Here is a 22,372-nt window from a genome sequence, read left to right as displayed (position 1 = left end):
CATGATGTGTCTCCTTCTGTTGATGTTTTCAGCCCCCATCATCTGTTGAGTTTCGGGAGCCGCGGTTTTGACGTTTTGCGGGGACCTGCTCTTTGTTCCCTCCGGTATTAACCATCACCTGTTTGAGAACCTTCGCCGCAAGGGGCATCACTGCCACGGCCGGAAACGACTGTCCGGGGGCAGACCGCAAAAGTTTTTGCCTGCTTTTGGGCAAAAAGTTTTGCGGGATGTGCATTTCACCCCTGGACTGGCGGAGACGGTTGTGGCTGTCTTTGCCCCCGGCGACAGGGGCTTAAACAGGTGTATGGCACCGGACACAACAACGGGCAGGGACCCGCCGCAACGACGGAGAGCGCGTGCGCGAAACGGCGTTGCCCTTTACATCCCGGCGGCCTTTTGCCGGGATGCCAGGAGCGCAGGCCACGGCGCGACAGAGGCGGCGCGACCGTTCCGGTCGCTGCAAGCCCGGGGTTTTGCGTCAGGGATGGAAGCCCGTCAGGGCGGAGACAGCTCCGCTGGCTCCGTTCACGACAGCCCGCCCCGCCAGGGGGACGCCCGGAAAAGGCACAGTCAGGAGAACAACAAAACAGACAGTAATCAGAGCAACAGGAAAAAGAAGAACAGTAGCAGAAACAACAACATCATCAGTAACAGACAAATGACAGGCATGAAGAAACAGAAGCCCCCATCAGAACGTCCGCGTAATGAAAGGGGCGGCGCGTGAGCGCGGCCCCTTTCAGCGCCCCCGGCGCGCGGTCTTTTCCCGGCGCGGACAGACGGGCATTTATCCTCCCGCCTGCCCTGTGTTATCAGGCCCGCAGACGAATAATCATCGTCGGAACACGGGTATAAGCAAACGTGCCGCGCGGCAGCTCCTCGCAGATGTCAGAAAACGGTAACAGCTTCTCCTGCTGGCGCGGCCCGTTGAGACAAACAGCAACCAGCACGCCCCCGGGACGCAACAGGGAAAAAGCCCGCAGGATATGCCGGATATCCTGCCCGTGGCTGAACGGCGGATTCATGATAACCCGGCTGTAATACTGCACCGGCTGCCATTCCATGAAGTCGCCACTCTGAACCCTGACACTGTTAAAATTTTCCCGCAGATACCGGACCAGCCCGCTGTTGATTTCCACCGCATCACACATGGCCCCCGGCGCGGTATCCCGAATCGCCCGCAGTATGGCTCCGGTCCCGGCAGAGGGTTCCAGAATGTGATCACGGTTGCTGATTTCCGCCAGCGTCACCAGGCGATCGCAGACCGGGGCAGGTGTCACAAAAAGCTGAAATTCTGCCGGAATCTCGATAACCGGCCTGGCATTGTCCAGCCTTGCGCGCATCAGCCGGATACGCTCCCTTAACTGACTGTGCATGTCATTGTCTCCGTCATGCCCCCGGGGATTTCCCCGGGGGGTAAGTCTTATTTTTGCGGGATTTCCGTGATTTTCATGTCGGTGATATACACATTCACCAGACGGAAATTATTGTCCATTGTGCGGCGGTAGCGGTATGCCCCGTGGTCTTCTGCTTCTGCCACACTGCGCACGGCCTTACAGTCCCGGGGCAGGGCGGCCCACTGTGCCTTTGTCATTTCCCGGAAACCTTCCCCCGGATAGTTGACTACCGGCGGACGCTTCGCGGCCTGGCTGGCGACGGCAGCCTCTTCTGCCGATGGTGCTTTGTAGTCCGTGATGCGATCGGGCGTCACTTTCATCGTGCCGCTGTACCCGAGGAAACTGTAATTTGGCGTTGTGACTGAACTCACCGCCCCGTTGCTTTTGTTCACGCGAATGATGGTCAGCCACTCGCCCCGGCTGAAAACCTGCCCGCCCGGCTCAAAATCCTGTGTCCGGGTAACCACGCCGCCGCTTTCGTCCAGCATGGCACGCTCATAGATCAGGCGGTTCTGATAGTGGTTAACCCAGCGTTGCTGATGCTGAATCTGCCGTTCATGACAGCGGATCGCAATTTCGCGGGCCTGCTCCGTGGTGATGATGTCATCATCCAGAGCCGACCAAAGCGATCGACTCCCTTCATACTGGCTTTTTTCTGCCGGACGCGGATACATATCCAGCGGGAAACAGGCGCTGATACGGTCATGACTGCTGATGAGTTTTGCCATATTCAGATCCAGCGATTCAGCCCGCCACATCGTCAGATATTTCTGTGACTGCGCAATGATCTTTTCAGCCTTGCGCAAATCAGCTTCGATTTTTTTGATGCGACGCCAGCGAACGTCCGGACGTTCTTTATATTTCGCGTGAAGCAGTGCCGACCGCGCCCGCTCTTCCCAGTATTCCGCACGTTCAAAGAGCATCACGGCTCGTTTCATGCCGTTTTCAATACGCTGCGCATCACGACGGGCGCGGCGCTCACTGTGATGCCCCACCAGGATTGGCTGACCGGGCGGGATCATCGCGGCCAGTCTTTCCACTTTATCAAGTACCTGTGCGGATTCACTGGCCCGTTTTCCGCTGTATCCGGTAAACCGCTCCGCCCGTGCTTCCTGACGTTCAGCGAGCGTACTGTCTTCATCCTCAATCTCTCCGGCAAGTGAGAGGAGCACATCTTCCCGGCCCGGTGTCCAGGCTGGCGCCACAAACAGCGCCTGTTTGGGTGCCCAGCGGAAACCGGCATCACGCACTTTTTTATACGTCTCCGGGTCAAGACGTGACGCGGCATACAGGCGCAGTTTGTTATCATCCGGTGAGTAGGTCGCGCGGTACATCTGCACAGGGCTGGCGGCTTCCGGGGTAGTCATGGTGATTGCTGATGTCATAAAATATTCTCCTTCCGTCTGTTGCCGCCCCTCGCGGGGCGGCTCACCTCATCAGTTAAAAGTGCGTTCCAGTTTGAGTGTGCGGAGCACCTGCCCGAAGGCCGTGTTTTTCATGGCGGGGATGTGTACACCGCGTCCACTGTGAAAACTCCGGGCAATGTGTCGCCCGAAGGCTTTCAGTTCGGGGTCAATCTCCGACACGGGGATATCACCGCGTCTGAAACGGGTATGGCGGGGCTTTACAGCCGATGAAGAAGGTGAAACAATACTTACTGTCATAAATGAATCTCCTTATGACACAGGTTAGTGAAGCCGTGAAAATCGATTGCGGCGATTTCTACGGCGTGGATTAAGCAGGTCCCTGACCTGCTTTTTTCATATCTGCATCTGACGCTTTCCGGTGTTTTCCTCCTTCTGTTCCTGCGTTCTCATTACCTGCCAGCCGGATGACTGACAGAACACATAAATGCGTATTGCCGGAGCCTGAAATAAATCCTGATTTTTAAAGAACATCACCCGTTGAGTTTCGGGAGCCGCGGTTTTGACGTTTCGCGGGAACCTGCTGCTGTATTCCCTGTGGTATGAACTTCACCCGTTTGAGAACCTTCGCCGCAAGGGGCATCACTGCCACGGCCTGACGTACCTGTCCGGGGCAGAACGCAAAATTTTTTACCGGGTTTTGGGTAAAAAATTTTGTGGGCTGTTCATTTACCCTGGACAGTCAGTGCGGCAGGTTGTGGCTGTATCAGCCCCCGGCGACAGGGACTCAAACGGGTGTGTGGCACCCGGCAGGCAATGAGCAGGGACCCGCCGCAACGACGGAGAGCGCGTGCGCGAAACGGCGTTGCCCCTTACATCCCGGCGGCCTTTTGCCGGGATGCCGGGAGCGCAGGCCACGGCGCGACAAGGGTGGCGCGACCGTTCCGGTCGCTGCAAACCCGGGATTTTGCGTCAGGGATGGAAGCCCGTCAGGGCGGAGACAGCTTCGCTGGCTCCGTTCACGACAGCCCGCCCCGCCAGGGGGACGCCCGGGGAAGCCATAAACAGGAGAAGAACAGGAAGAACAACAACAGTAACAAGCACAGTAACCACAGAAATATAACATCAGGAAAAAACATTCCTGACACATCACAAACGGGAAGGGTAACGGGCGACGCGTCAGCGTGGCCCGCTTCCCTTCCGGCAGGCGTCAGCCTGCCAGGGGTTTTCGCGCGGACTGACAGGCGGCCTATACCGCCTGCCCTGTATCACCTGTGCCTGCTGCCCTGAAGGATATAGTGACCACCGAGGAAAACAGCCTGCTGATTCACCACAAAATCGCAGATTTCATCAACAACCTGCGCGGTGGTGAGCGGTTTCTGCCCCATCTCACGACGTCGTGCATTAATCATGGCCCTGTAATTGCGCAGAATTTCGCGGGTTTCCGTGCTGATGTTCATTTTTCTTCGCCTCCTTTACAGGGGCGGCATTGCCGCCCCGTCCGTTAATCAGTCCAGTGCCGCGTAAATCGCGTTGCATTCGGGGTGAAATTCGATGTGGCTCCACAACTGCGCATCACGCATCCGGTAAAGCTGAGTCAGCCCCGCATCGCCGCTGTCGTGGTACAGCCACAACTGACGGTTAATCACAAGGGAAGTCAGAATGATGCCGCAGGCATCAGCACTCACGGTACGGTCAAACCAGTTTGCACCGTTCACCATGTGGAAACGGTCGCCATCCGGCATCATGTAACCGCCACCGTCCGGCAGGCGAATGAAGTGCCAGAATCCGCCTTCATATTCCGGCATCATTTTTTTCGCCAGCGCGTATACAGACGCTTCGGCATACAGAAAATCCTGGCCAAACAGGTAAGGCAGAAAAGACAGACGGTCGCACTCTTCAACGTTCAGGGTGACAGATTTTGCATACTGCATGAGATTTCCTCCGTTGTTCACATATTCCGCGACACCGGGCGGTGCCGTGCCTCCATAAAAGCCGGGCGATAAGGCGGGGATGCACAGGGCGCAAGGGAAGCCGCAGCCTGACGCACACGGCTGGCGGGAGTTGGAGGGTGAGACCGCGAAATCTGAGCGGGTGAACGACCGGAAAATCACGGCAGACGGGAAGGAGGGACCGGGTGACCGCAGCGGCGAAGCGTACCCTTGCATCCCCGCCAGCCCGGCTAAGATGGAGGCACGGCACAGCCCGCACACAACGCTGAGGCCACAGAGTTGAAACACCACAAGGCCATGCCCCGCATGGCCGGGTAAAGCGGAGCCGGCGGCGACTTCCTTTGTGCTCTGTCCGGGGACCGACAGGAAAAAGGCGGGGATTTTCCCCGCCATCGTCATCAGCCCCGGATTTTTGCGAGGGCATCCGCCATGCTGCGAATTTCGGCCCGGGCTTCCCGGACCACCTCCCGCAGAACATCACGGTCAAACCAGCGGCGGGGCGGTTCATCCGGTATACGCAGCACATCGCAGGCCAGCCCACTGGCCAGGATATGCTCCACACACTCACTGACCAGATACATTTCCACCGCCGAAAAACGTGCGCCCCGGTTCAGGATGGCATCGAGCACCACAGGCAGGTTTTCGTCGTCTTCATCGAGCCAGCAGGGGTGATCGCTTTCCTTCACCACCAGGCGAAAGCGGCGGGTCTGGCGGGTCAGCAACGTCTGCCCGGTTGTGGTCAGCGCCGCCCGGATACGCCGCGCATCTTCTGCCACCCGGCAACTGACAGTGCGTACCGCATCGCGCACCGCATCAAGAACTGCCCTGATTTCCTCCTCCGTCAGCCATTCACCCGCATACGGGAAAGACACCTGCGTTCCGTCTGCCGGAAGTACCGGCAGCGACTGCCACTGACTGCCGGACAGTACCAGTTCCGCCCCGGTTCCGGTCAGTTTGTGAATGGCGGAGGCCAGGAGCGGCGGCAGTACGCCGCCGTGACGGTTGATAAGTAACGTCGCCAGCCGGGGCGCATCCAGCCGCACGTAAATGCTGATCCAGCCCGGATAGTTCTGCGGATCTCGCTGATCAACATCAGTCTCCTCCGGCCAGCCCTGCGCCAGCAGCAGGTTACGGGCGTGGCGATAAATCAGTGCATTCAGCGTTGTGTTTTCGTTCATGATTAATCGTTCTCCCTGTATCGCCGCCCGCAGGCGGCGATAACATCAGTCGTTTTCGTGTGTGTTGTTTTTCAGCAGGGCGCGGGCCTGATTAACCACCGCCTGACGGCGGGTAACACATTCCGGGACAGCAAGGCCGTTATCACGGGCGGCCCATTCACGCTTCCACAATGCCTGTTCAGCGGTCTGAATCAGGGACGCCAGCAGTTCAGCCGGGACGGTCACCTGGCGGTTTTCGCTCACGTTGCTGATAATCTCCATCGCCGCACCGGAAGAAATACCGGACTCAATCCGCTGGTCTTCCGGGATGTCCTCCAGGCGCGCCAGGACAGTCCTGATTTCATGATCGGTCAGAGAAATTTCCATACCGTCAGCCAGTGCCTGAATCTCTTCCGGGGACCAGACAACCAGCATCAGCGGCGTGTCTCCCGGATACTTTGCTGCCAGCGCCCGGCAGAGCGTTTCGCGTGTTCCGTACATTCTCGTCTCCTTCTCAATCTTTAAAGCACGCATCCAGTTCCAGAATTTCGGTATATGCCTCCAGTAAGAGGCGGTTTGCGCGAAACAGCGTCTGACGCACCAGACGTTCCGGCAGGGTATCGGCATTAAAGCTGTACCGCTGCTCCATCTCATTCATGGTTGTACGCAGGTCGCACATGGCATTGGCCACCTCCGCCACTTCGGCGCGCAGTTTTTCGTGTCCGGCATAGTTCATTTACGCAGCCTCCGGTTCAAACCAGTTATCATTCGCGGCCCCCTGCTGCATGGCCCGTTGCACGGCGGCCAGTCGTTGCTGTCCGGCACGGTGATACTGTTCAAGCAGCTCGATACCGATATACCGGCGTCCGGACTGAAGGGCGGCCACGCAGGTTGAGCCGCTGCCTGCAAACGGGTCCAGCACAATTGCGTTCGGGTGTGTGAAGCTCTCAATCAGCGGTTGCAGGCTGGTAACAGGCTTTTCCGTCGGGTGATGACGATTGCCTGAATATTTCCAGCCCAGCACGTCGGGTAATGGCTTCTGAGGCAGCGCCGGACGGCCTTTTGCCAGAACGTAGGCGCATTCGTGACGGTACGCGACATACGCAGATTTGGATGTGTAGCTTTTGGTGAACACAAGGTGCCCTACAACGCTGAATCCGGCGCGTTTCCAGGCTGCCATAAAGCGGTCAATACGGTTCCAGCCATAGAAACTCACCATCAGCGCATCTTTTTTGAGTACGCGGTACATCTCATTACTGGCAGGTTGCAGCCAGTCATCGTTAACGTCACCGGCAATGGTGCGCCCGGAACGGTCACGAAAACCGACGAGATATGGTGGGTCGGTTAAGATGAAATCAATGGCGTTATCAGGAATCGTGGCCATAACACGCACGCAGTCACCCAGGATAAAACGGGACATAACAGCACTCCTCCTCTTACAGAGGGCACCGGGAGGGCGCCCCTGTGGCGCCCGTTCCCCGCTGCCTGTGGGCTGTTCACCGCGTCCGGTAACGGGTCAGGCCGACCGTGGAATACCGCAGCCGTCGTCTTTCTGACGGCGAGGCTATGCCGCGAAAGCGGCTTGAAGGGCGTTCATCAGAAAAGGGCGACGGGCTGGCGTACACTGTCACCGGTGCCAGCCGGGAGCGGTAAAAGCGCCCGTCCCGTGCCCGGCCGGACGCGGGATACTGACCACAGGCAGCGTTCCTGCCGCGCCGCGTCAGTCGGCGCAGTAAAAAGAGGAGCACAGCGACATCCTTTGTCGGAAAAGAAACGGGCGGTTGCCCGCCCGTCTCCGTCATACTTCATCCCCCGTAATGCGCCACCTTATCGACTATCCACTCCGGCGCGGTAACTTCCGGCAGCTCATCATCATCTGTCGGGGAAGACCATTCCAGTTCCCCCCACAGCACATCAACAAGCTCTCCACGCTCATATCGCTGCCAGCCACAGAAATTGCAGCCCTGCTCGGCGTACCAGTGTTCCAGCGTGCAGCCGAAACGGCGGCTTAATTCTGCAACAACGTCGCTTTCCGGCTGACACCACGGCGTGTCGAAATCCACCTGAATGAAGTTTTCTCCCTGACGGCTGATATTCACCTCATACCCCACAGGCCACTTCACGCCATACTGTTCCGTATACCAGTGATATGCGGAAGGAACACCGTTCAGAACACCACCGTTAAAGCCATTCACTTCAACATCCAGGCGGGTGGGCAGAACCGTCAGCAGGTCAAACGGCATGGTTTTTTCCGGCAGCACGTTGTCACACAGACGGTTCCACCACACCGATACATCCTCGTTACTCCAGAAGCCACACCAGTCACCTCTTTTGGCGGTGAAATGCACGGTGATGGTTTCCCTGATCTCATCCGGTAATTCTTCCCAGCGACGCTGGTCAGTACCACTCTGCAGCCAGAGTTCATGCAGCATCAGGCAGTTTTGTTCATCCAGTAGCACACCGTTCTGCAGGTGTGTCAGCCAGCGGGTGAACGCGATATTCTCCGGCGATACAACACCACGTCCGGCAGCCGTCAGTCCGGGGCATGGTTCAAACCGCACATCTTCAGTGGTCTGCAGAAGTCCGGCACTACCGGCCAGAAACAGCTGAATACCTTCATCTGTGGCGCGGCGATAAAGCGGTGTGACTGCACCGCTGGCCAGTCGTTTAATCTCAGCGATCTGTGCCGGTTCACCAGAAAAATACATACGATTTGAGCACCAGTTTGGCATGGGAATTCTCCTCTCACATGCGGCCTCCATCAGGCCGTGCCGCACCTGTAACCGGGCGACCGCATACGAATGCAGGTGCGGCCCCGAAGCCGCAGCGCGTGGAGGAGGAACGACGAAACGTGAGCGGGTGAGGAGGCCGGCGACAGCGACACACTTGCATCGGATGCAGCCCGGTTAACGTGCCGGCACGGCCTGGGTAACCAGGTATTTTATTCACAGAACCGTGCGCAAAATGCTGTGGATAAGCTGGACACAGCAGCCCACAGCAGGCATACAGCCACACCCTCAGAGAATTGAGCATTTTTTAGTCAGAACAATGACATTTGACTGTGTGCGGATTCAGTTATTAGAATACTGTATATACATACAGTAAAAGAAAAGGAAGATGAGAACATGATCCGCATTGAAATTCTTTTCGACCGCCAGAGCACAAAAAACCTCAAATCAGGCACACTTCAGGCACTACAGAATGAAATCGAACAACGTCTGAAACCACACTACCCGGAAATCTGGCTGCGTATAGACCAGGGCAGCGCCCCGTCTGTATCTGTCACAGGAGCCCGCAACGACAAGGATAAAGAACGTATCCTGTCTCTGCTGGAAGAAATCTGGCAGGACGACAGCTGGCTGCCTGCAGCATGAGTACCGTTTATCACCGTCCGGCTGACCCTTCAGGCGATGACAGTTACGTGCGACCGTTGTTTGCCGATCGTTGCCAGGCCGGTTTTCCTTCTCCTGCCACTGATTATGCTGAGCAGGAACTGGATCTGAACAGCTATTGCATCAGCAGACCTGCAGCCACCTTCTTTCTGCGCGCCAGCGGTGAATCGATGAACCAGGCTGGCGTGCAGAATGGTGATCTGCTGGTAGTGGACAGGGCCGAAAAACCACAACACGGGGATATCGTTATCGCTGAGATCGACGGTGAGTTCACCGTCAAACGGCTGCTGTTGCGCCCACGCCCGGCACTGGAGCCGATTTCAGACAGCCCGGAGTTCCGCACACTGTATCCGGAAAACATCTGTATTTTTGGTGTTGTCACTCACGTGATACACAGGACGCGGGAGTTACGCTGATGTTTGCACTGGCTGATATCAACAGTTTCTACGCCTCATGTGAAAAAGTTTTCCGCCCGGACCTTCGCAACGAACCGGTCATCGTACTCAGCAATAACGATGGCTGTGTGATCGCGCGCAGCCCGGAGGCAAAAGCCCTTGGCATCAGAATGGGGCAGCCCTGGTTTCAGGTGAGACAAATGCGCCTGGAGAATAAAATACATGTATTTTCCAGCAATTATGCGCTGTACCACAGCATGAGCCAACGGGTTATGGCTGTTCTGGAGTCGCTTTCTCCCGCAGTTGAGCCCTACTCAATTGATGAAATGTTCATTGATTTGCGGGGGATAAATCATTGCATCTCTCTGGAGGTTTTTGGTCATCAGCTCAGGGAACAGGTAAAGAGCTGGACAGGACTCACCATGGGGGTGGGCATTGCGCCTACAAAAACGCTGGCTAAAAGTGCACAGTGGGCAACAAAGCAATGGCCACAGTTTTCCGGTGTGGTCGCGCTGACGGCAGAAAACCGTAATCGGATCTTGAAACTACTGGGGCTGCAGCCTGTTGGTGAAGTCTGGGGAGTAGGACGCAGACTGACGGAAAAGCTGAATGCGCTGGGTATTAACACAGCACTGCAGCTGGCGCAGGCTAACACGGCATTCATCCGGAAAAGCTTCAGCGTCATTCTTGAGCGTACGGTACGCGAACTCAACGGCGAGCCCTGCATATCCCTGGAAGAAGCCCCACCGGCAAAACAGCAGATTGTCTGTAGTCGCAGTTTTGGTGAACGAATCACAGACAAAGATGCCATGCACCAGGCTGTTGTTCAGTATGCAGAGCGGGCCGCAGAGAAACTACGTGGGGAGCGTCAGTATTGCCGGCAGGTGACGACATTTGTACGGACATCCCCCTTTGCAATAAAAGAACCCTGTTACAGCAATGCCGCTGTGGAAAAGCTTCCATTGCCTACACAGGACAGCCGGGACATTATTGCCGCAGCATGCAGAGCGTTAAACCATGTCTGGCGTGAAGGGTACCGCTATATGAAGGCAGGAGTCATGCTGGCTGATTTCACACCATCGGGTATAGCGCAGCCGGGATTATTTGATGAGATCCAGCCCCGTAAAAACAGCGAAAAGTTAATGAAAACACTCGATGAACTGAACCACTCGGGAAAAGGGAAAGTGTGGTTTGCGGGGCGAGGAACCGCCCCTGAATGGCAAATGAAACGGGAAATGCTCTCGCCTTCGTATACAACACAATGGACTGAGATCCCCATTGCTTCATTCTGATATATCAGAATAATTTTTGCATTTTAAGGCGCACATCATTCATTGCCTCCTGCACCGAATCAGTAGCAGAAGGAGGCATTTTTTCAGCAGATTGCGAAGCACCGAGTTCAGTCAACACAGCTCTGATATCGGCCTGAGAAGGCTTCCATCCAGTCGTCTGACTGAGTAAGGTTACAACCTGATCTGCTGAAAACTCCTCGCTCAAAATGGCAGTCAGCAATACAGGCAGGCGAGGATCAAGTTGGTGTAACGCCATTCCAGAAATAAATGCATTCCGGAACAGCTCACCACGCTCAGAACGCGGAACGGACTCTATCGCTTCCAAAGTTTGAAAGTCTGCAGCTTTTTCCGGATGCAGATAAAGTGTGAATTTTTTCCTTTTCCGTTCATCGTCCACAATATTACTCCTCTTTGAAAGCCGCGATAGCTTCAACCAGTGCTGTCTGTGGTGACTCCATCATCACTACTTTTTGCCCAAGATGGTGCCATGCCGTTTTTATCGAATCATAGATCAACGGGGCCCCACCACCGACAACATAAACACGATTCACATGATGAAAATCACCGAGCTCATTGACTACTTGCTCCCCCAGACTGGCAATAGCCCCCTCAATGGTATTAAGGACCAGATCAGTTTTTGTTTCGTCATTTATAACCTGCCGAACAAAGTCCGGGTCATTACGACGTTTAATCAATTCATCTGCAACGAGGAAACTGGTATCACTGGATGCCATGCGCAATGCACTCATTGCAGCTTTCGTAACTGAAGACACACCAATGCCAGAATTACCATGAATGGCACTTACAGAGTCAAATTGACCAACGATAACACCAACATCAAGCGTAGTGCCGCCAATATCAACTACCAGCGATTTTTCGAACTGACCAACTTTATCCATGACCAGACGAGAAAACACAGCTGGCAATGATTCAGGCATCACATCAACGTGTTCAATGGTGAAAACATCGCCTTTATTAAGACGAATCGGCCTCATTAAATTCTCAATTTTACGCTGAATGTTGAGTTCATTTTTTTGACACTCTTTCGTGTAGAACTCACTGATAGGCAAAGTCACAGTCAATGATACAGGCTGAGGCGCTAATCCACTATTCAGTAAAGCGTGATGCACAGCTAACAGGTTAACATCCGTATATTGATACTCAATATGAGTCGTAAGAATAGATTGGTTGCTAACTTCATCATACGTGTATTTTTTACCATCCAGTTCATAGTTAAATGTCTGGCGAATCCCTAACCCGTCAACCTTCCATCCATGACGAAATGAGTTTTGCGACAACGACTTACAGATTTTCCCATTGTCATTCCATGCCAACTTGATTGTTGTTGAACCATCATCGCAGTATACGTTCATCTATAGCCCCTAAAATACTCAATCTGAGTAAATCACTGTTTCTGGTTGCAAGGTAATACTCAATTTGAGCACTATCATAGTTATGAAATCACAAAACACAAGTAATATTTATTACATCATATTACACACTTCATATTTCATACTTCATAAATATGAATACATATTGACACATCAGGTTACCGTGTCAAAATATCATCATACTTCACACATCACATTTATGAGGTTGCAATGATTACTGTAGTTGGTGGGAACAAAGGTGGTTCAGGGAAAACTACCATTGCATCAAACCTGGCTATTGCTCTCGCAAATAAAGGAAGGGAAGTCTGCCTGTTAAACGGAGATCTACAACGAACAGCCGCAAAACATCATGCGGAACGAGAAGCTGCAGGGCTGTTACCAGCAATAACCCTTGTTGAGAAATTTGATAACCTGACACAAACACTACAGGCTCTGAATGAAAAGTTCGATGATGTAATAGTGGATGTCGCAGGAAGAAACTCAAAGGAATTCATAACGAGTGGAGTTGTCGCACATCAAATAATTGCGCCACTACAGTGTTCTCAACCAGATCTGGATACCCTTACAGAACTAGAACAACAGATAGACGCAATGCGTAACCTTAACCCGGAACTTAAGGTTTATTGTTTACAAAGTATGGCAACAACCAATCCGGTTTTGAGGGGAAATGAGAGAAAAGAATTCCTTGAATATCTAGAAGAATTCCCAACAATTCAAGTCCTGGATTCAGTTATTTGTTTCAGAAAAGTCTATCGCGATTGCATGAGCAACGGCACCGGTGTAGTAGAAACGAACAATACAGCAGCCAAAGCAGAAATTGAACATTTAATGAATGAGGTATTTGGCCCATGGTGAAGAAACCCAGCCAGCAAGCATTAAACAGAGCTGCAGTTACGGTAGAACAAGCAGAGGCTCTGGCTCAGCGCCTTGCGGATAAACCATACGGCGCGCCGGAAAAAACCGAACCAGAAAAACAATGTCGGACGACAATCTCTCTTGGTGAAAGCATGCTTGTCACAATAGAAGATCTGGCATTGAGGAATAAACGCAATGGTAAAGATCCAAAAAATGTAAGTGCCATCGTCAGAGTAGCCCTTGAGCAATACTTAAAAACACTAACGTAATAATCAAGAAGTTATTACTTATGAAGTCATACTTGTGAATTCACACTATTTAAGCACCCTTGCATACAAGAGATCACATATTGCAGTGGTCTCTTTTTTTACAGAATAATTCACAATTCATAATTATGATTTATGAATTATGCCTACCTGTTTTTCAGCATTGTGACAGCATCGGACTCAGGCATCGAAAACTGCACCCGGTGCCGTGCAGCCACATCCAGTGCAAACACCTTCGTGTAGACCTCCGTTGAGCTGATGGACTTATGCCCCATCAGGCTCTGCAGGACCTTCAGCGGTATGCCGGCATACAGCATGTGCATCGCATAGGAATGGCGGAACGTATGTGGCGTGACCGGGACAGAGAACGTCACACCATCAGCGGCAGCGGCGGCAACCGCTTCCCCAATCCAGGTCCTGACCGTTCTGTCTGTCACTTCCCAGATCCGCGCTTTCTCTGTCCTGCCTGTTCGTTTATTACGCCGTTCCATGGGGATTTTCAGTGTGGCCACCATCGTCTGCAGCTGGCTGACGTACCAGGAGTCAGAGAGCGGAACCAGCCGGTGAGTCTGCTGCCCGGCTGGCGTTCTTCCTGCCGTCCTAGCGGCTTTTTCTGTCCGCTGCTTCAGAGTGGCCAGCTGCACAAACGGATACGGAGGCGCAAGCGAAAAATCCCCCCGCGTCAGCGCCAGTGCTTCATTAATGCGCGCACCGGTGTTCCACAGTGTGGCCAGCAGCATCTTGCGGCGCAGATCCGGGACGTAATGGAGCAGGGCGCTCACTTCAGGGGCCAGCAGGTATTTTGGCAGTTCATCATGAACCATCGACATCTGGCGGAGTGCCAGCGCTGCCGGATAATCGATGGCAACAGGAAGCTGAGCGGCATCCCGGGCATGGTGGATCGGTGCCGGCAGGTGCTGCATATCAGTGTTCACTCCACGGGGAAACGTCGGGCAGGTTTTCCACAACCCGGTACTTTCCCGGATAACGGAGCTGGTTACCGCCACGCGTCCAGACGGTGACAACAAAACCCCCTCCCTGGTTGTTTTCGGGGAGCAGGCGATCGCACTGCTCACTCAACATGTGGATCACGAACGGCGCATCGCTGTCGTCTTCAAATATCAGTTCCAGCGCATCGCGACCATGCAGCATTCCCTTGCTGATGATGACGTATTCAGCCCCCCGCATCTCCCTGAGTAAATGTTTTGCCGCATCCGGGACAAGCAGCCTGGCTGCGCCGGCATTCCAGCTGAGGTAGACATATCCGGCCTGCGCCTGTACAGACTGCCAGTAATCCGTTCTGGCGACAGCCTGACCTTCATTCTCAATAAAAAACATGGGTGACTCCTTTTTTCTTTTCCGGGCAGGGACGGTCATGCGATAACGTCATCCATCATCACTGCCCTTACCGTCACGCCGTCTGATAACATCATGCCGTTATCATCATCACCATGATAACAAGCATCCATATAACCACGCCATTAAATTACCGGAGAGCCGTTTCCGTCAGATCCGACTTTCTGAAATATCACAACTTTCCGGAAGTGTACCACGCTGAGGAAATCATCATATCGCTGTTTTCCGCCCCTGCGCGGCGCATCACAGGTCAGGGAAATAACACAATATATAGTGTCATCAGCAGCTGAATCCGGCACCACATGTTGTACTGACAGGAGGTGGCGTTGTGTGGGGGAGAGGAAGATCCGTAACAACCTTTTTTCGGATCTCCGATAAAAAAGAAAGAAATAGAGATATGTTAAGCATATGCATATGCCTGACATCTACATATGCTACCGCTATACATATGCCACACATCTGCCTATACTAAACATATGCACACACCCGGTGCTTTGAATATTCCGGATATGTTTCACATATCCATATGCTCGGGAGAGAAAGAACATGAGAACCGTATCGATATTTAAAAATGGCAACAACCGCGCCATCCGTCTGCCTCGTGATCTGGATTTTGAGGGGGTGAGCGAGCTCGAGATCGTCCGGGAAGGGGACAGCATCATCCTGCGCCCCGTCCGGCCAACCTGGGGCTCATTCCTAGAGTACGAAAAAGCCGATCCAGATTTTATGGCGGAGCGCGAGGATGTTGTCAGCGACGAAGGGCGATTTAACCTGTGAACAAGACTTATATGCTTGATACCTGTATCTGCTCGTTCATCATGCGTGAACAGCCAGAAGCCGTCCTGAAGCGTCTGGAGCAGGCGGTGCTACGCGGCCACCGTATAGTGGTCTCGGCCATCACCTACTCTGAAATGCGCTTCGGGGCTACCGGCCCAAAGGCCTCACCACGTCACGTCCAACTGGTCGATGAATTCTGCGCCCGCCTCGATGCCATCCTGCCCTGGGATCGCGCCGCAGTAGACGCCACCACGAAGATTAAAGTGGCACTGCGGCTGGCCGGGACGCCGATCGGCCCGAACGACACGGCGATTGCCGGGCACGCCATCGCCGCCGGGGCGATACTGGTGACGAATAATACAAGAGAATTTGAGCGGGTGCCTGACCTGGTGCTGGAAGACTGGGTGAAGTAAGACACTCTTTTCAAAGTCAGGAGATAAGGGCACCAAGAAACAGCCCGTATACGGGCTGTTTTAACAGATATCTACAGTAAGCGATCCTAAACTGTAGGGTATCTTCGAAGATCAGACTATCAGGGAGCTAAAGCCTATCTTCCGGCGGCAAAAACAGTGGCTCAAGCGATACGGGCAACCGAGCTCTGGTTTGCTGCCGGTGGCAGGGCGATGAGCTTGTCACATTCCATAATCACGTACTCCGGGATGAGATCGAATCTGGACGGATCCAGTTGACAGATGAACTCATTTTCAATGTGGTACGTTTCGTTAACGAATTTTCGTATTACCGGATGGTCCTGATCCAGTTCCAGTAAACGGAATACCTGCAGTTTTTCATAGCCGTTACGACAGCGACGGTACAGGTTTTTTATTTCATCTGGGCTGCTGACGAGAGCCTGAAGTCGCGGGTAATCAAAACTGTCCACATACTCCCGGATATCCCGCAAGGCCTGCTGAATTTTCTCAGGAGCCATTTTGGGGTAGCCCGAGCCCGCAGCGGCAGGCTCGCGATAATCCAGCGGGGCGACGCGTCGATGGAATAGATTGGATAGAAGCTGATAAGCATCACCACGTTCGTCAACGATTTCAAAGTAGCGACGAAGATAGATGAGCTTAATGATCTCCTCACAGTCTGCTGACGCGGTGATGGATTTGCAGATCTGCATGAATGTCATGATATCGCCGTCGTTAACAGGTAATTCTTCTATGACTCCAGCAGACAGGCGCAGGCAGGAGGCGGTCACCTGATTACTGAACAACCTTCTGACTGACTTCAGCGTGTCAATCACAGGCTCCACGTCATGCGTCAGCATAAGTACAGTCCGGTTCTTCAGGCATTCACCACTTGCACGTCTGAACAGCATTTCAAGAATGGCAAACTTCTTGTTTTTATCAAAAGAGGATATGGGATCGTCAAGGATAATCAGTCCCGGGTTTTTTGACAGGCATTCATACATGAATAACACAATCGCAAAGGCGTTCCGTTCTCCATAGCTGAGATGCTGGCTACCGCCGCTGACGTACCCGTCAAAATCTATGTGTCGTAGCCTGAGTTTTCTCTGATCTCCCTCGCCGGCTATATCCACCCTGTATTTATAGCCTGCATAAGTGAGGAAATTATTGATGTTTGTTTTGTGCTGTGCGATCAGCCGGATCATGCTGTCCCGGTGCCGGTTAATTTTTCCCTGCAGCGGTCCGGCAAGGTTTATCAGGTCCATAAGGGCCGCGTTCAGTCTGTCGGTGATCCCCTGCATGAGTTCGGATTGCAGATCAGGGAAGAACTGCAGGTCAATCAACCTGGCAGTGAGCACCTCCCGAACGTTCTGCTGTTCCTGCAGGCTGAAAACATTCAGGCCTCTCAGCGCAGTGAGTTTCTCTGTCAGCGTATCGGTCTGGCGTTTCAACGCCACCAGGTACTCGATATGTTCGGCTTCCGGACCGTTCTGAAGCATAGTGATGGCCAGAAGGCGTTCTCTGGCGCTCTCCGTCAGGTAATTACCGAGGTTTTCCACCAGTCTGATGATAGCGGTCAGGTTTTTAATGGTGGATTTATCGAATTCCTCTCTGACTTGGCGAATTTGTGCTTCCTTTCCCGTGATATCACCGGTACAGAACGGACAGCAGCCATCTGAAAGGTGCGAAAACTCGAGTCCCTTTGTCTGCCAGTCAATCCATTCCACGCGGCGTTCACTGCGGATGTAGGGTTGATAGTTCTCAAGACCAGCCGGAATGTGGTGTATTTTATTTCCGCCTGACAGACCTCTCATGCCGGTTGAAGAACGTGAAATCCCGGAACTGGTTGATCTGAAAGCATTACTGAGTTCCTGTAGATGGTCTATCAGAGAGTTCAGCTCAGTGTGATCCGTGAAAACAGCCCGGATCGTTTGCGTCATTTCTTCTATTTCACGCTCTCTTTCCGCATGGGCTTGATTGCGGATAAGAATATTAAAGCTGTCACTGATGAGCTCGTCCGGTTGGAACGTAAACTGACTGACGTACTCCTCGTTGAAGCACATCACGTCCCCAATCCCGTCAGCACCGATGACAATGGGCCCGGTGCTATCGGGGTTTTCTCCGCGCAGCCGGAAGGGCATCAGTGCCTGTAGTCCCTGAATGTCGTCCCGCGCCGCACAGCTTATGGCCCGTGACAGCGTACTTTTTCCAGTACCATTTGGCGCAAACTTAATGTTCAGTTTATTGGCAGTGAGGGTGATATGTGCTCGTACGATGTTATTGCAGTGGCGTATTTCAATGTCCATTTATCTGTCCTTTGCCAGTTATTCTGGGGGGATTCATATCCTGCCGCAAAATGAGCCCGCATGCCGTGATGCAGATACATAATACATTTCGTTTGTACCATTGCTTACACCTCTCCGAGGTGTTCATATCAGAAACAAAGATTAGGTCAATCCGACTTAGCCGGAAACCGGATCTGCACGGCGGGAAACGAGCAAATGATATGATAATCAAGCAATTTACATAAAATCATATCAGATATTGTTTCATCATTTATGATGAAACAATATCTGATATTATCAATAATCAATAACACACAAATCATGCAGGATATGATTTTTACCTGTCAGAACATTATCAGATGGAGCGTGCAGGATGGATGAAGAAAGGGGGTTTTCACTCAGCTATGAACAACTGACCCGGTTTGCGGAACAACGCATCCGGGAATGCAATCTGGACAGCCAGGGCGTAACTTATCTCTGCGAGTCAGCCAAAGCCGGAGCCGTGCTGATCTTCTGGCATGAACTGGCCATAAATGGCTATGCCTCAATGAATGCCATAAAGAGACAGGAGATCATTGACGCCGACCATCAGCGCCTAAGAAAGCTCATCTGGCCGGAGGATGACTGGAAATGACTCAGAGCCGCCGACCGTCGCCACTGCAACGGAGAGTGCTGATTGTGCTGGCTGCCCTTGATGAAAAACGGCCAGGACCCGTGCTGACGCGGGACATAGAACGGGTGCTGGAGCGAAGCGGGGAAGCCCCGGTCTACGGGCCAAACCTGCGCGCCTCCTGCCGTCGTCTGGAGGATGCCGGCTGGCTGCGTACCCTGCGCGCTCCGAACCTGCAACTGGCAGTGGAGCTGACGGACGCCGGCCGGGCCGTGGCACAGCCTCTGCTGCTGGCAGAACAGGACCTCCTCCGGGCAGAACAGCGTGCGGCAGAAGTCGTCGTACTGCCGCTGGTCCCGGCAGCAGGTCTGCCCGCAGGCAGCACTTCTGCCACTGATCTGGCGGTGGAGCTGAACGGCATGACGTATCAGGCCTGCCGTGGGGATTTTGTGGTACGTCTCGACGGCAGCACCTGTCTTCAGTTATGGAATAAAGAAGGCAGGGTGGTGCGCCGGGAAGGCGATCCGCTGGAAGTGGCGCAGTGGCTGCAGACCTGTCATGATGTAGGAATGGAGGTTCGTGTACAGGTTAATGAAAGTGTCACCCCGTAAAAACATGCCTGCACAGTTTACATGTCATCCCATGATGGCAGCCGGTTAACTTTCCTGCGCCACCATTGAAAAGAGGCCAAAAACCACTCGTGATACTTATAATAATGGCCTCACCTGCCACCATTCCTGACGGCCCCCAGTACATAAACCACATTGCACATCCCCAGGAAATGCCCCATAAGCTCCCCATCAGCAGCGTGACCTGCCAGAACGGCATAAAGGGTAATGGTGGAAACCGGATACCCAGCCACCAGAGGGCACTTACGCTCTGTGGTTGAAAATTGAGCACATTGTTTTCAGATGCTGTTGTCTTGCTTCAGAGTGATCTGTCCTCCGGATTTACGCAAAATTATCCACAGGCATTGTGCATTTAAAAAAACTTATCTTTTCTTCTTGATCTTAAAAACTTAGAGCGACGTAACATCATGATAAATATAATGAAAGACTCTAAACATGAGAAGATTTTTCACCAAAGATGAGAGGATTTTAAGCACATCCACAGTAAAAAAATATATTATGCAAAACATAATGTTATGTATTCATGTTGATATGAATACATAAAGACTTTTATATCTAAAGGTGATACGTTTTTTAAGTAAAGGTTATAATATATTGTTATTATACAACCTTTAGAGGGTTATCATTTAGCCAAATGATACGACTTATTTATAATGAGTTTTCCGATGAAAAGTGTAACACAGTTAACGAAAGTCAGGCATAGAAATGATATTGACAATATTTCTCCATATTACCCGAAATTTTATCATTTAATGACGAAAGACAGTAATCTTTGCATATCTTCTGCATCGCCATCCGCAAGGTAACTGTAGAAGAGTCTTAAGAGAGTGCATTACGTTTCCCATATCTTAAAACGGCTTAGATCCTTGTTTACCAGAAAGTTTCATCCATTTTCTTCTACCCAAGTTGCGGAAGAGCCACTTTTCATCCGTCGTTGACAAAACTGACTGAGGTCTTCAGGGGTTTTGAGGTTTTTGGCCAGTTCGTTAGCCAGAGCCTGTAACTGTTTTTCGTCCATAAATTAACCTTCATTTGATGCTGGATTGAACATATCAAAATCAGGTAATGACACAAATCTATGTACAGGCTCAACTCAATGCCACAATAACCAGGTTCTGATCATTCCGGATGCAGGAATCTCCCGGTAGTACAACAAAGTAAACATCGTATCCCTGTTATATCGGTCATAAAAAGGCTGCCAGTGGCACCTGCATCAGGGCAGCATAAACCGCCGGTATTCACATTACCAACGCTATGATTTTTCGTTAAAAGTACTGCACCACCGGCGTCAGATTACCCTGCCAGCGTTTTACCGGTTCTTCCGCGCCAGGGAAACTCACCTGCACATCACTCAAGCATGTCACCCAAGCACCGGCAATCTGCTGTCTGTCATTTTTCTGCGCCAACAATACCCCTGTCCCCGAAATAAACGCATCAGGGCGCACAGTTAACCCAGAATAGTCCGGAAACCATTTATAGCCATTCACCTGCCGTAACTGACGTTTCACCTGCTGTACTGTCCCCGGAGTCACCTCTCCGCTGACCACACTCCAGCCTTTATCAGCCATAACACTATTCTGCCATACCAGCAGATGACGTACTGTAAAAGTGATTTCACCGTAACGTACTTGTTCCTGATCGAGATCCCCCAGGGCTGCAATCCGGGGAGATGACGCTGCCACCTGAAGTAATGTCACTGACGGCTGAAGCCCCGGACGGGCAGTTGTCAGTGATGTGGTATGTCCGCCCAGAATATAAAAATCCTGCCCTGCCCGGCTTTCACTGACCATGCCTCCTTTTCCCGTTGTCAGGCCAGCCTGCACGGCATCAGGAGAGCTCATCCGCACAGCGCGGGGCTGCCACTGCCAGGAAACTTCAGGAACATACAGCGTGCCGCTGAATTCCGTCACGCCTACTGCCATTCCCTCCTGCCAGTGACCCGGCGGAATAATCAGAGGTTGTGCCAGCACACTGGCTGAAGTCAGAAAAAACAGAGCCGGAAACATACCGGACTTCAGACGATGAATAATATTCAGCACCGGACCATCCTCCTGCTTACTGGTACTCAATACTTACCGGCAGTGACACCCGCCAGCGTTCCGGCATCGTGCCGTTCAGACGTAATTCACCACTGCCTGCCACAGTCTGTGCACCATACACACCTTCAACCTGACGCAGGGAGGCATCACTGAAATGACTCACTCCCGAATAACCACTGACTGTCATTGTCTGCAGCCAGCCGGGACCTTCGCCACGGAACATCTTCTGCAGAACACCCGGAATATCAGAAGCCTTCATGGCTGTGCTTTCACCAGGCAGACCATTCACATTCAGGTCGTCATACACGCCAGCATACATCGACTGCCCGCCCTTCACATGGCGCAACACCCCCGCAGCCTGCATTCTGAAAACAAATGAACCTACCCGGGCGTTATTATCACCGGTAACAGGCAACGTCACTTCCGCGACACTTGGTGCTGTCCAGACAAGTGAAAAACCCTCAGCCTCCTTTCCGTAACTAACCCGGGGAGAAAGTCCCTCACGCCCTGCCGGTGTGGTCAGGGTGGTTTTTCCCAGTAAAACGGTCATCGCTGGCAGTGCGACCGGTATCCCTTTTCCACCGTCACGAACACCGCGACTCTGTTTAACCTCCAGACCTTCATTTCCCTGTCCGACTTTCCACACCCACGGATTACGGGTGCTGGTCACCGGGCCTTCCAACTTAAGCTCTCCGCTGAAATCCTCTCCCGGCGTATTCCAGGCCAGTACACAGGAAGGCAGGAGGCTTGCAGCAAACAAAAATAGCGTCACCTTTTTCATTTCTCTTCTCTCCTTATACCCCTGCGACCA

General features: G+C 52.7%; 29 protein-coding genes and 3 pseudogenes. 11 read left to right on the top strand and 21 right to left on the bottom strand.

Features of this window, described 5'->3' with window-relative positions:
• Nucleotides 1–28 precede the first annotated feature (28 nt).
• Complete coding sequence (locus FEK50_RS22295; RefSeq protein WP_069917561.1) at nt 29–235, bottom strand: single-stranded DNA-binding protein; 207 nt, start codon at nt 233–235, stop codon at nt 29–31.
• Nucleotides 236–304: 69 nt separating this feature from the next.
• On the opposite strand from FEK50_RS22295, the pseudogene FEK50_RS24350 reads away from it, so the two are divergent.
• A pseudogene (locus FEK50_RS24350) lies at nt 305–724 on the top strand (hypothetical protein).
• Nucleotides 725–809: 85 nt separating this feature from the next.
• Here the strand turns inward: FEK50_RS24350 and FEK50_RS22275 are convergent.
• The 3 genes from FEK50_RS22275 to FEK50_RS22265 are packed head-to-tail and all read right to left on the bottom strand — an operon-like array spanning nt 810 to nt 3,058.
• Nucleotides 810–1,373: a class I SAM-dependent methyltransferase gene (locus FEK50_RS22275; protein ID WP_131161772.1), complete on the bottom strand. Its 564-nt coding sequence runs from the start codon at nt 1,371–1,373 to the stop codon at nt 810–812.
• 47 nt (nt 1,374–1,420) lie between these two features.
• The gene (locus FEK50_RS22270) at nt 1,421–2,779 is read right to left on the bottom strand and encodes a DUF3560 domain-containing protein (protein ID WP_131161771.1); all 1,359 of its coding nucleotides are present in this window, start codon (nt 2,777–2,779) and stop codon (nt 1,421–1,423) included.
• A gap of 51 nt (nt 2,780–2,830) precedes the next feature.
• Entirely contained in the window at nt 2,831–3,058 is a 228-nt protein-coding gene (locus FEK50_RS22265; protein WP_131161770.1) for a hypothetical protein, read from the bottom strand.
• A 516-nt stretch (nt 3,059–3,574) separates the two neighbouring features.
• On the opposite strand from FEK50_RS22265, the pseudogene FEK50_RS24345 reads away from it, so the two are divergent.
• Nucleotides 3,575–4,048: pseudogene (locus FEK50_RS24345) on the top strand (hypothetical protein).
• Here FEK50_RS24345 and FEK50_RS22245 read toward each other — a convergent pair.
• From FEK50_RS22245 to FEK50_RS22210, 8 genes are all read right to left on the bottom strand, one after another.
• Nucleotides 4,027–4,218 (bottom strand): hypothetical protein, encoded by a 192-nt coding sequence (locus tag FEK50_RS22245; protein WP_131161767.1) that lies wholly within the window; start codon nt 4,216–4,218, stop codon nt 4,027–4,029. The pseudogene FEK50_RS24345 and the gene FEK50_RS22245 sit on opposite strands and share 22 nt — an antisense overlap.
• A gap of 48 nt (nt 4,219–4,266) precedes the next feature.
• On the bottom strand, nt 4,267–4,692 hold the full coding sequence (locus FEK50_RS22240; RefSeq protein ID WP_240780265.1) for an antirestriction protein: 426 nt from the start codon (nt 4,690–4,692) through the stop codon (nt 4,267–4,269).
• Nucleotides 4,693–5,108: 416 nt separating this feature from the next.
• On the bottom strand, nt 5,109–5,888 hold the full coding sequence (locus FEK50_RS24340) for a hypothetical protein (protein WP_205712942.1): 780 nt from the start codon (nt 5,886–5,888) through the stop codon (nt 5,109–5,111).
• A gap of 45 nt (nt 5,889–5,933) precedes the next feature.
• The gene (locus FEK50_RS22230; RefSeq protein WP_236943025.1) at nt 5,934–6,401 is read right to left on the bottom strand and encodes a DUF1380 family protein; all 468 of its coding nucleotides are present in this window, start codon (nt 6,399–6,401) and stop codon (nt 5,934–5,936) included.
• Entirely contained in the window at nt 6,382–6,603 is a 222-nt protein-coding gene (locus tag FEK50_RS22225) for a hypothetical protein (protein ID WP_001558391.1), read from the bottom strand. Before FEK50_RS22225 ends, FEK50_RS22230 begins: the two co-directional genes overlap by 20 nt.
• Nucleotides 6,604–7,287, bottom strand: coding sequence for a DNA methylase (locus FEK50_RS22220; protein WP_131161766.1), 684 nt, complete (start codon nt 7,285–7,287; stop codon nt 6,604–6,606).
• Between the two features lie 76 nt (nt 7,288–7,363).
• Complete coding sequence (locus tag FEK50_RS22215) at nt 7,364–7,669, bottom strand: hypothetical protein (RefSeq protein ID WP_131161765.1); 306 nt, start codon at nt 7,667–7,669, stop codon at nt 7,364–7,366.
• Between the two features lie 3 nt (nt 7,670–7,672).
• Nucleotides 7,673–8,575: a DUF1281 domain-containing protein gene (locus FEK50_RS22210; RefSeq protein WP_131161784.1), complete on the bottom strand. Its 903-nt coding sequence runs from the start codon at nt 8,573–8,575 to the stop codon at nt 7,673–7,675.
• A gap of 417 nt (nt 8,576–8,992) precedes the next feature.
• On the opposite strand from FEK50_RS22210, the gene FEK50_RS22200 reads away from it, so the two are divergent.
• Genes FEK50_RS22200 through FEK50_RS22190 form a run of 3 tightly spaced genes read left to right on the top strand, consistent with a single transcriptional unit; the run spans nt 8,993 to nt 10,946 of the window.
• Entirely contained in the window at nt 8,993–9,241 is a 249-nt protein-coding gene (locus tag FEK50_RS22200; protein WP_000618110.1) for a DinI-like family protein, read from the top strand.
• Nucleotides 9,238–9,675: a translesion error-prone DNA polymerase V autoproteolytic subunit gene (umuD, locus tag FEK50_RS22195; RefSeq protein ID WP_131161763.1), complete on the top strand. Its 438-nt coding sequence runs from the start codon at nt 9,238–9,240 to the stop codon at nt 9,673–9,675. Before FEK50_RS22200 ends, umuD begins: the two co-directional genes overlap by 4 nt.
• Nucleotides 9,675–10,946, top strand: a complete 1,272-nt coding sequence (locus FEK50_RS22190; protein WP_131161762.1) for a Y-family DNA polymerase — start codon at nt 9,675–9,677, stop codon at nt 10,944–10,946. The genes umuD and FEK50_RS22190 overlap by 1 nt, the downstream gene beginning before the upstream one ends.
• Nucleotides 10,947–10,950: 4 nt before the next feature.
• On the opposite strand, the gene FEK50_RS22185 is transcribed toward FEK50_RS22190, so the two are convergent.
• Both FEK50_RS22185 and parM read right to left on the bottom strand, forming a co-directional pair.
• A complete protein-coding gene (locus FEK50_RS22185) occupies nt 10,951–11,343 on the bottom strand; it encodes a plasmid partitioning/stability family protein (RefSeq protein WP_000340830.1) in 393 nt (130 codons plus the stop codon).
• Nucleotides 11,344–11,347: 4 nt separating this feature from the next.
• On the bottom strand, nt 11,348–12,319 hold the full coding sequence (gene parM / locus FEK50_RS22180; RefSeq protein WP_001103690.1) for a plasmid segregation protein ParM domain-containing protein: 972 nt from the start codon (nt 12,317–12,319) through the stop codon (nt 11,348–11,350).
• Between the two features lie 228 nt (nt 12,320–12,547).
• Here parM and FEK50_RS22175 point away from each other — a divergent pair, with 228 nt between their 5' ends.
• A complete protein-coding gene (locus FEK50_RS22175) occupies nt 12,548–13,192 on the top strand; it encodes an AAA family ATPase (protein WP_000633911.1) in 645 nt (214 codons plus the stop codon).
• Nucleotides 13,186–13,461 (top strand): hypothetical protein, encoded by a 276-nt coding sequence (locus FEK50_RS22170; protein ID WP_001536593.1) that lies wholly within the window; start codon nt 13,186–13,188, stop codon nt 13,459–13,461. The genes FEK50_RS22175 and FEK50_RS22170 overlap by 7 nt, the downstream gene beginning before the upstream one ends.
• 143 nt (nt 13,462–13,604) lie before the next feature.
• Here FEK50_RS22170 and FEK50_RS22165 read toward each other — a convergent pair whose 3' ends face one another.
• The gene (locus FEK50_RS22165) at nt 13,605–14,381 is read right to left on the bottom strand and encodes a site-specific integrase (RefSeq protein WP_131161783.1); all 777 of its coding nucleotides are present in this window, start codon (nt 14,379–14,381) and stop codon (nt 13,605–13,607) included.
• A gap of 1 nt (nt 14,382) precedes the next feature.
• Nucleotides 14,383–14,796, bottom strand: a complete 414-nt coding sequence (locus FEK50_RS22160) for a hypothetical protein (RefSeq protein ID WP_131161761.1) — start codon at nt 14,794–14,796, stop codon at nt 14,383–14,385.
• A gap of 564 nt (nt 14,797–15,360) precedes the next feature.
• Between FEK50_RS22160 and vapB the strand changes: the two genes are divergently transcribed.
• Nucleotides 15,361–15,591 carry a type II toxin-antitoxin system VapB family antitoxin gene (gene vapB, locus FEK50_RS22150; RefSeq protein ID WP_001261287.1) on the top strand — a complete coding sequence of 77 codons (231 nt, stop codon included), beginning with the start codon at nt 15,361–15,363 and terminating at the stop codon, nt 15,589–15,591.
• Nucleotides 15,588–16,004 (top strand): type II toxin-antitoxin system VapC family toxin, encoded by a 417-nt coding sequence (locus FEK50_RS22145; RefSeq protein ID WP_001044768.1) that lies wholly within the window; start codon nt 15,588–15,590, stop codon nt 16,002–16,004. Before vapB ends, FEK50_RS22145 begins: the two co-directional genes overlap by 4 nt.
• A 161-nt stretch (nt 16,005–16,165) precedes the next feature.
• Here FEK50_RS22145 and FEK50_RS22140 read toward each other — a convergent pair whose 3' ends face one another.
• A complete protein-coding gene (locus tag FEK50_RS22140) occupies nt 16,166–18,304 on the bottom strand; it encodes an AAA family ATPase (protein ID WP_131161760.1) in 2,139 nt (712 codons plus the stop codon).
• Nucleotides 18,305–18,656: 352 nt separating this feature from the next.
• On the opposite strand from FEK50_RS22140, the gene FEK50_RS22135 reads away from it, so the two are divergent.
• Together FEK50_RS22135 and FEK50_RS22130 are read left to right on the top strand one after the other, a co-directional pair.
• Nucleotides 18,657–18,917 carry a hypothetical protein gene (locus FEK50_RS22135; protein ID WP_131161759.1) on the top strand — a complete coding sequence of 87 codons (261 nt, stop codon included), beginning with the start codon at nt 18,657–18,659 and terminating at the stop codon, nt 18,915–18,917.
• Nucleotides 18,914–19,504 (top strand): hypothetical protein, encoded by a 591-nt coding sequence (locus FEK50_RS22130; protein ID WP_131161758.1) that lies wholly within the window; start codon nt 18,914–18,916, stop codon nt 19,502–19,504. Before FEK50_RS22135 ends, FEK50_RS22130 begins: the two co-directional genes overlap by 4 nt.
• Nucleotides 19,505–19,521: 17 nt before the next feature.
• Here FEK50_RS22130 and FEK50_RS22125 read toward each other — a convergent pair.
• The 4 genes and pseudogenes from FEK50_RS22125 to faeI all read right to left on the bottom strand — a co-directional run bounded on the left by FEK50_RS22125 (nt 19,522) and on the right by faeI (nt 22,342).
• Nucleotides 19,522–19,793, bottom strand: a pseudogene (locus FEK50_RS22125) (DUF6404 family protein).
• Nucleotides 19,794–20,405: 612 nt separating this feature from the next.
• Entirely contained in the window at nt 20,406–20,540 is a 135-nt protein-coding gene (locus FEK50_RS24760) for a hypothetical protein (RefSeq protein ID WP_276320331.1), read from the bottom strand.
• Nucleotides 20,541–20,787: 247 nt separating this feature from the next.
• Complete coding sequence (faeJ, locus tag FEK50_RS22115) at nt 20,788–21,561, bottom strand: F4 (K88) fimbria accessory protein FaeJ (protein WP_131161757.1); 774 nt, start codon at nt 21,559–21,561, stop codon at nt 20,788–20,790.
• A gap of 16 nt (nt 21,562–21,577) precedes the next feature.
• Entirely contained in the window at nt 21,578–22,342 is a 765-nt protein-coding gene (faeI, locus tag FEK50_RS22110) for a F4 (K88) fimbria minor subunit FaeI (RefSeq protein WP_131161756.1), read from the bottom strand.
• Nucleotides 22,343–22,372: the final 30 nt, after the last annotated feature.

It is taken from the genome of Escherichia sp. E2586 (genome assembly GCF_005781105.1).
Classification (GTDB): Bacteria; Pseudomonadota; Gammaproteobacteria; order Enterobacterales; family Enterobacteriaceae; genus Escherichia.
This window is presented reverse-complemented; position numbering and strand designations above follow the sequence as displayed.

Excerpts from the sequence above, each read along its gene's own strand:
- FEK50_RS22295 (WP_069917561.1), bottom strand. The coding sequence starts at position 235 with ATGCACATCCCGCAAAACTTTTTGCCCAAAAGCAGGCAAAAACTTTTG.
- FEK50_RS22275 (WP_131161772.1), bottom strand. The coding sequence starts at position 1,373 with ATGCACAGTCAGTTAAGGGAGCGTATCCGGCTGATGCGCGCAAGGCTG.
- FEK50_RS22270 (WP_131161771.1), bottom strand. The coding sequence starts at position 2,779 with ATGACATCAGCAATCACCATGACTACCCCGGAAGCCGCCAGCCCTGTG.
- FEK50_RS22265 (WP_131161770.1), bottom strand. The coding sequence starts at position 3,058 with ATGACAGTAAGTATTGTTTCACCTTCTTCATCGGCTGTAAAGCCCCGC.
- FEK50_RS22245 (WP_131161767.1), bottom strand. The coding sequence starts at position 4,218 with ATGAACATCAGCACGGAAACCCGCGAAATTCTGCGCAATTACAGGGCC.
- FEK50_RS22240 (WP_240780265.1), bottom strand. The coding sequence starts at position 4,692 with ATGCAGTATGCAAAATCTGTCACCCTGAACGTTGAAGAGTGCGACCGT.
- FEK50_RS24340 (WP_205712942.1), bottom strand. The coding sequence starts at position 5,888 with ATGAACGAAAACACAACGCTGAATGCACTGATTTATCGCCACGCCCGT.
- FEK50_RS22230 (WP_236943025.1), bottom strand. The coding sequence starts at position 6,401 with ATGCGTGCTTTAAAGATTGAGAAGGAGACGAGAATGTACGGAACACGC.
- FEK50_RS22225 (WP_001558391.1), bottom strand. The coding sequence starts at position 6,603 with ATGAACTATGCCGGACACGAAAAACTGCGCGCCGAAGTGGCGGAGGTG.
- FEK50_RS22220 (WP_131161766.1), bottom strand. The coding sequence starts at position 7,287 with ATGTCCCGTTTTATCCTGGGTGACTGCGTGCGTGTTATGGCCACGATT.
- FEK50_RS22215 (WP_131161765.1), bottom strand. The coding sequence starts at position 7,669 with ATGACGGAGACGGGCGGGCAACCGCCCGTTTCTTTTCCGACAAAGGAT.
- FEK50_RS22210 (WP_131161784.1), bottom strand. The coding sequence starts at position 8,575 with ATGTATTTTTCTGGTGAACCGGCACAGATCGCTGAGATTAAACGACTG.
- FEK50_RS22200 (WP_000618110.1), top strand. The coding sequence starts at position 8,993 with ATGATCCGCATTGAAATTCTTTTCGACCGCCAGAGCACAAAAAACCTC.
- umuD (WP_131161763.1), top strand. The coding sequence starts at position 9,238 with ATGAGTACCGTTTATCACCGTCCGGCTGACCCTTCAGGCGATGACAGT.
- FEK50_RS22190 (WP_131161762.1), top strand. The coding sequence starts at position 9,675 with ATGTTTGCACTGGCTGATATCAACAGTTTCTACGCCTCATGTGAAAAA.
- parM (WP_001103690.1), bottom strand. The coding sequence starts at position 12,319 with ATGAACGTATACTGCGATGATGGTTCAACAACAATCAAGTTGGCATGG.
- FEK50_RS22175 (WP_000633911.1), top strand. The coding sequence starts at position 12,548 with ATGATTACTGTAGTTGGTGGGAACAAAGGTGGTTCAGGGAAAACTACC.
- FEK50_RS22170 (WP_001536593.1), top strand. The coding sequence starts at position 13,186 with ATGGTGAAGAAACCCAGCCAGCAAGCATTAAACAGAGCTGCAGTTACG.
- FEK50_RS22165 (WP_131161783.1), bottom strand. The coding sequence starts at position 14,381 with ATGCAGCACCTGCCGGCACCGATCCACCATGCCCGGGATGCCGCTCAG.
- FEK50_RS22160 (WP_131161761.1), bottom strand. The coding sequence starts at position 14,796 with ATGTTTTTTATTGAGAATGAAGGTCAGGCTGTCGCCAGAACGGATTAC.
- vapB (WP_001261287.1), top strand. The coding sequence starts at position 15,361 with ATGAGAACCGTATCGATATTTAAAAATGGCAACAACCGCGCCATCCGT.
- FEK50_RS22140 (WP_131161760.1), bottom strand. The coding sequence starts at position 18,304 with ATGGACATTGAAATACGCCACTGCAATAACATCGTACGAGCACATATC.
- FEK50_RS22135 (WP_131161759.1), top strand. The coding sequence starts at position 18,657 with ATGGATGAAGAAAGGGGGTTTTCACTCAGCTATGAACAACTGACCCGG.
- FEK50_RS22130 (WP_131161758.1), top strand. The coding sequence starts at position 18,914 with ATGACTCAGAGCCGCCGACCGTCGCCACTGCAACGGAGAGTGCTGATT.
- FEK50_RS24760 (WP_276320331.1), bottom strand. The coding sequence starts at position 20,540 with ATGGACGAAAAACAGTTACAGGCTCTGGCTAACGAACTGGCCAAAAAC.
- faeI (WP_131161756.1), bottom strand. The coding sequence starts at position 22,342 with ATGAAAAAGGTGACGCTATTTTTGTTTGCTGCAAGCCTCCTGCCTTCC.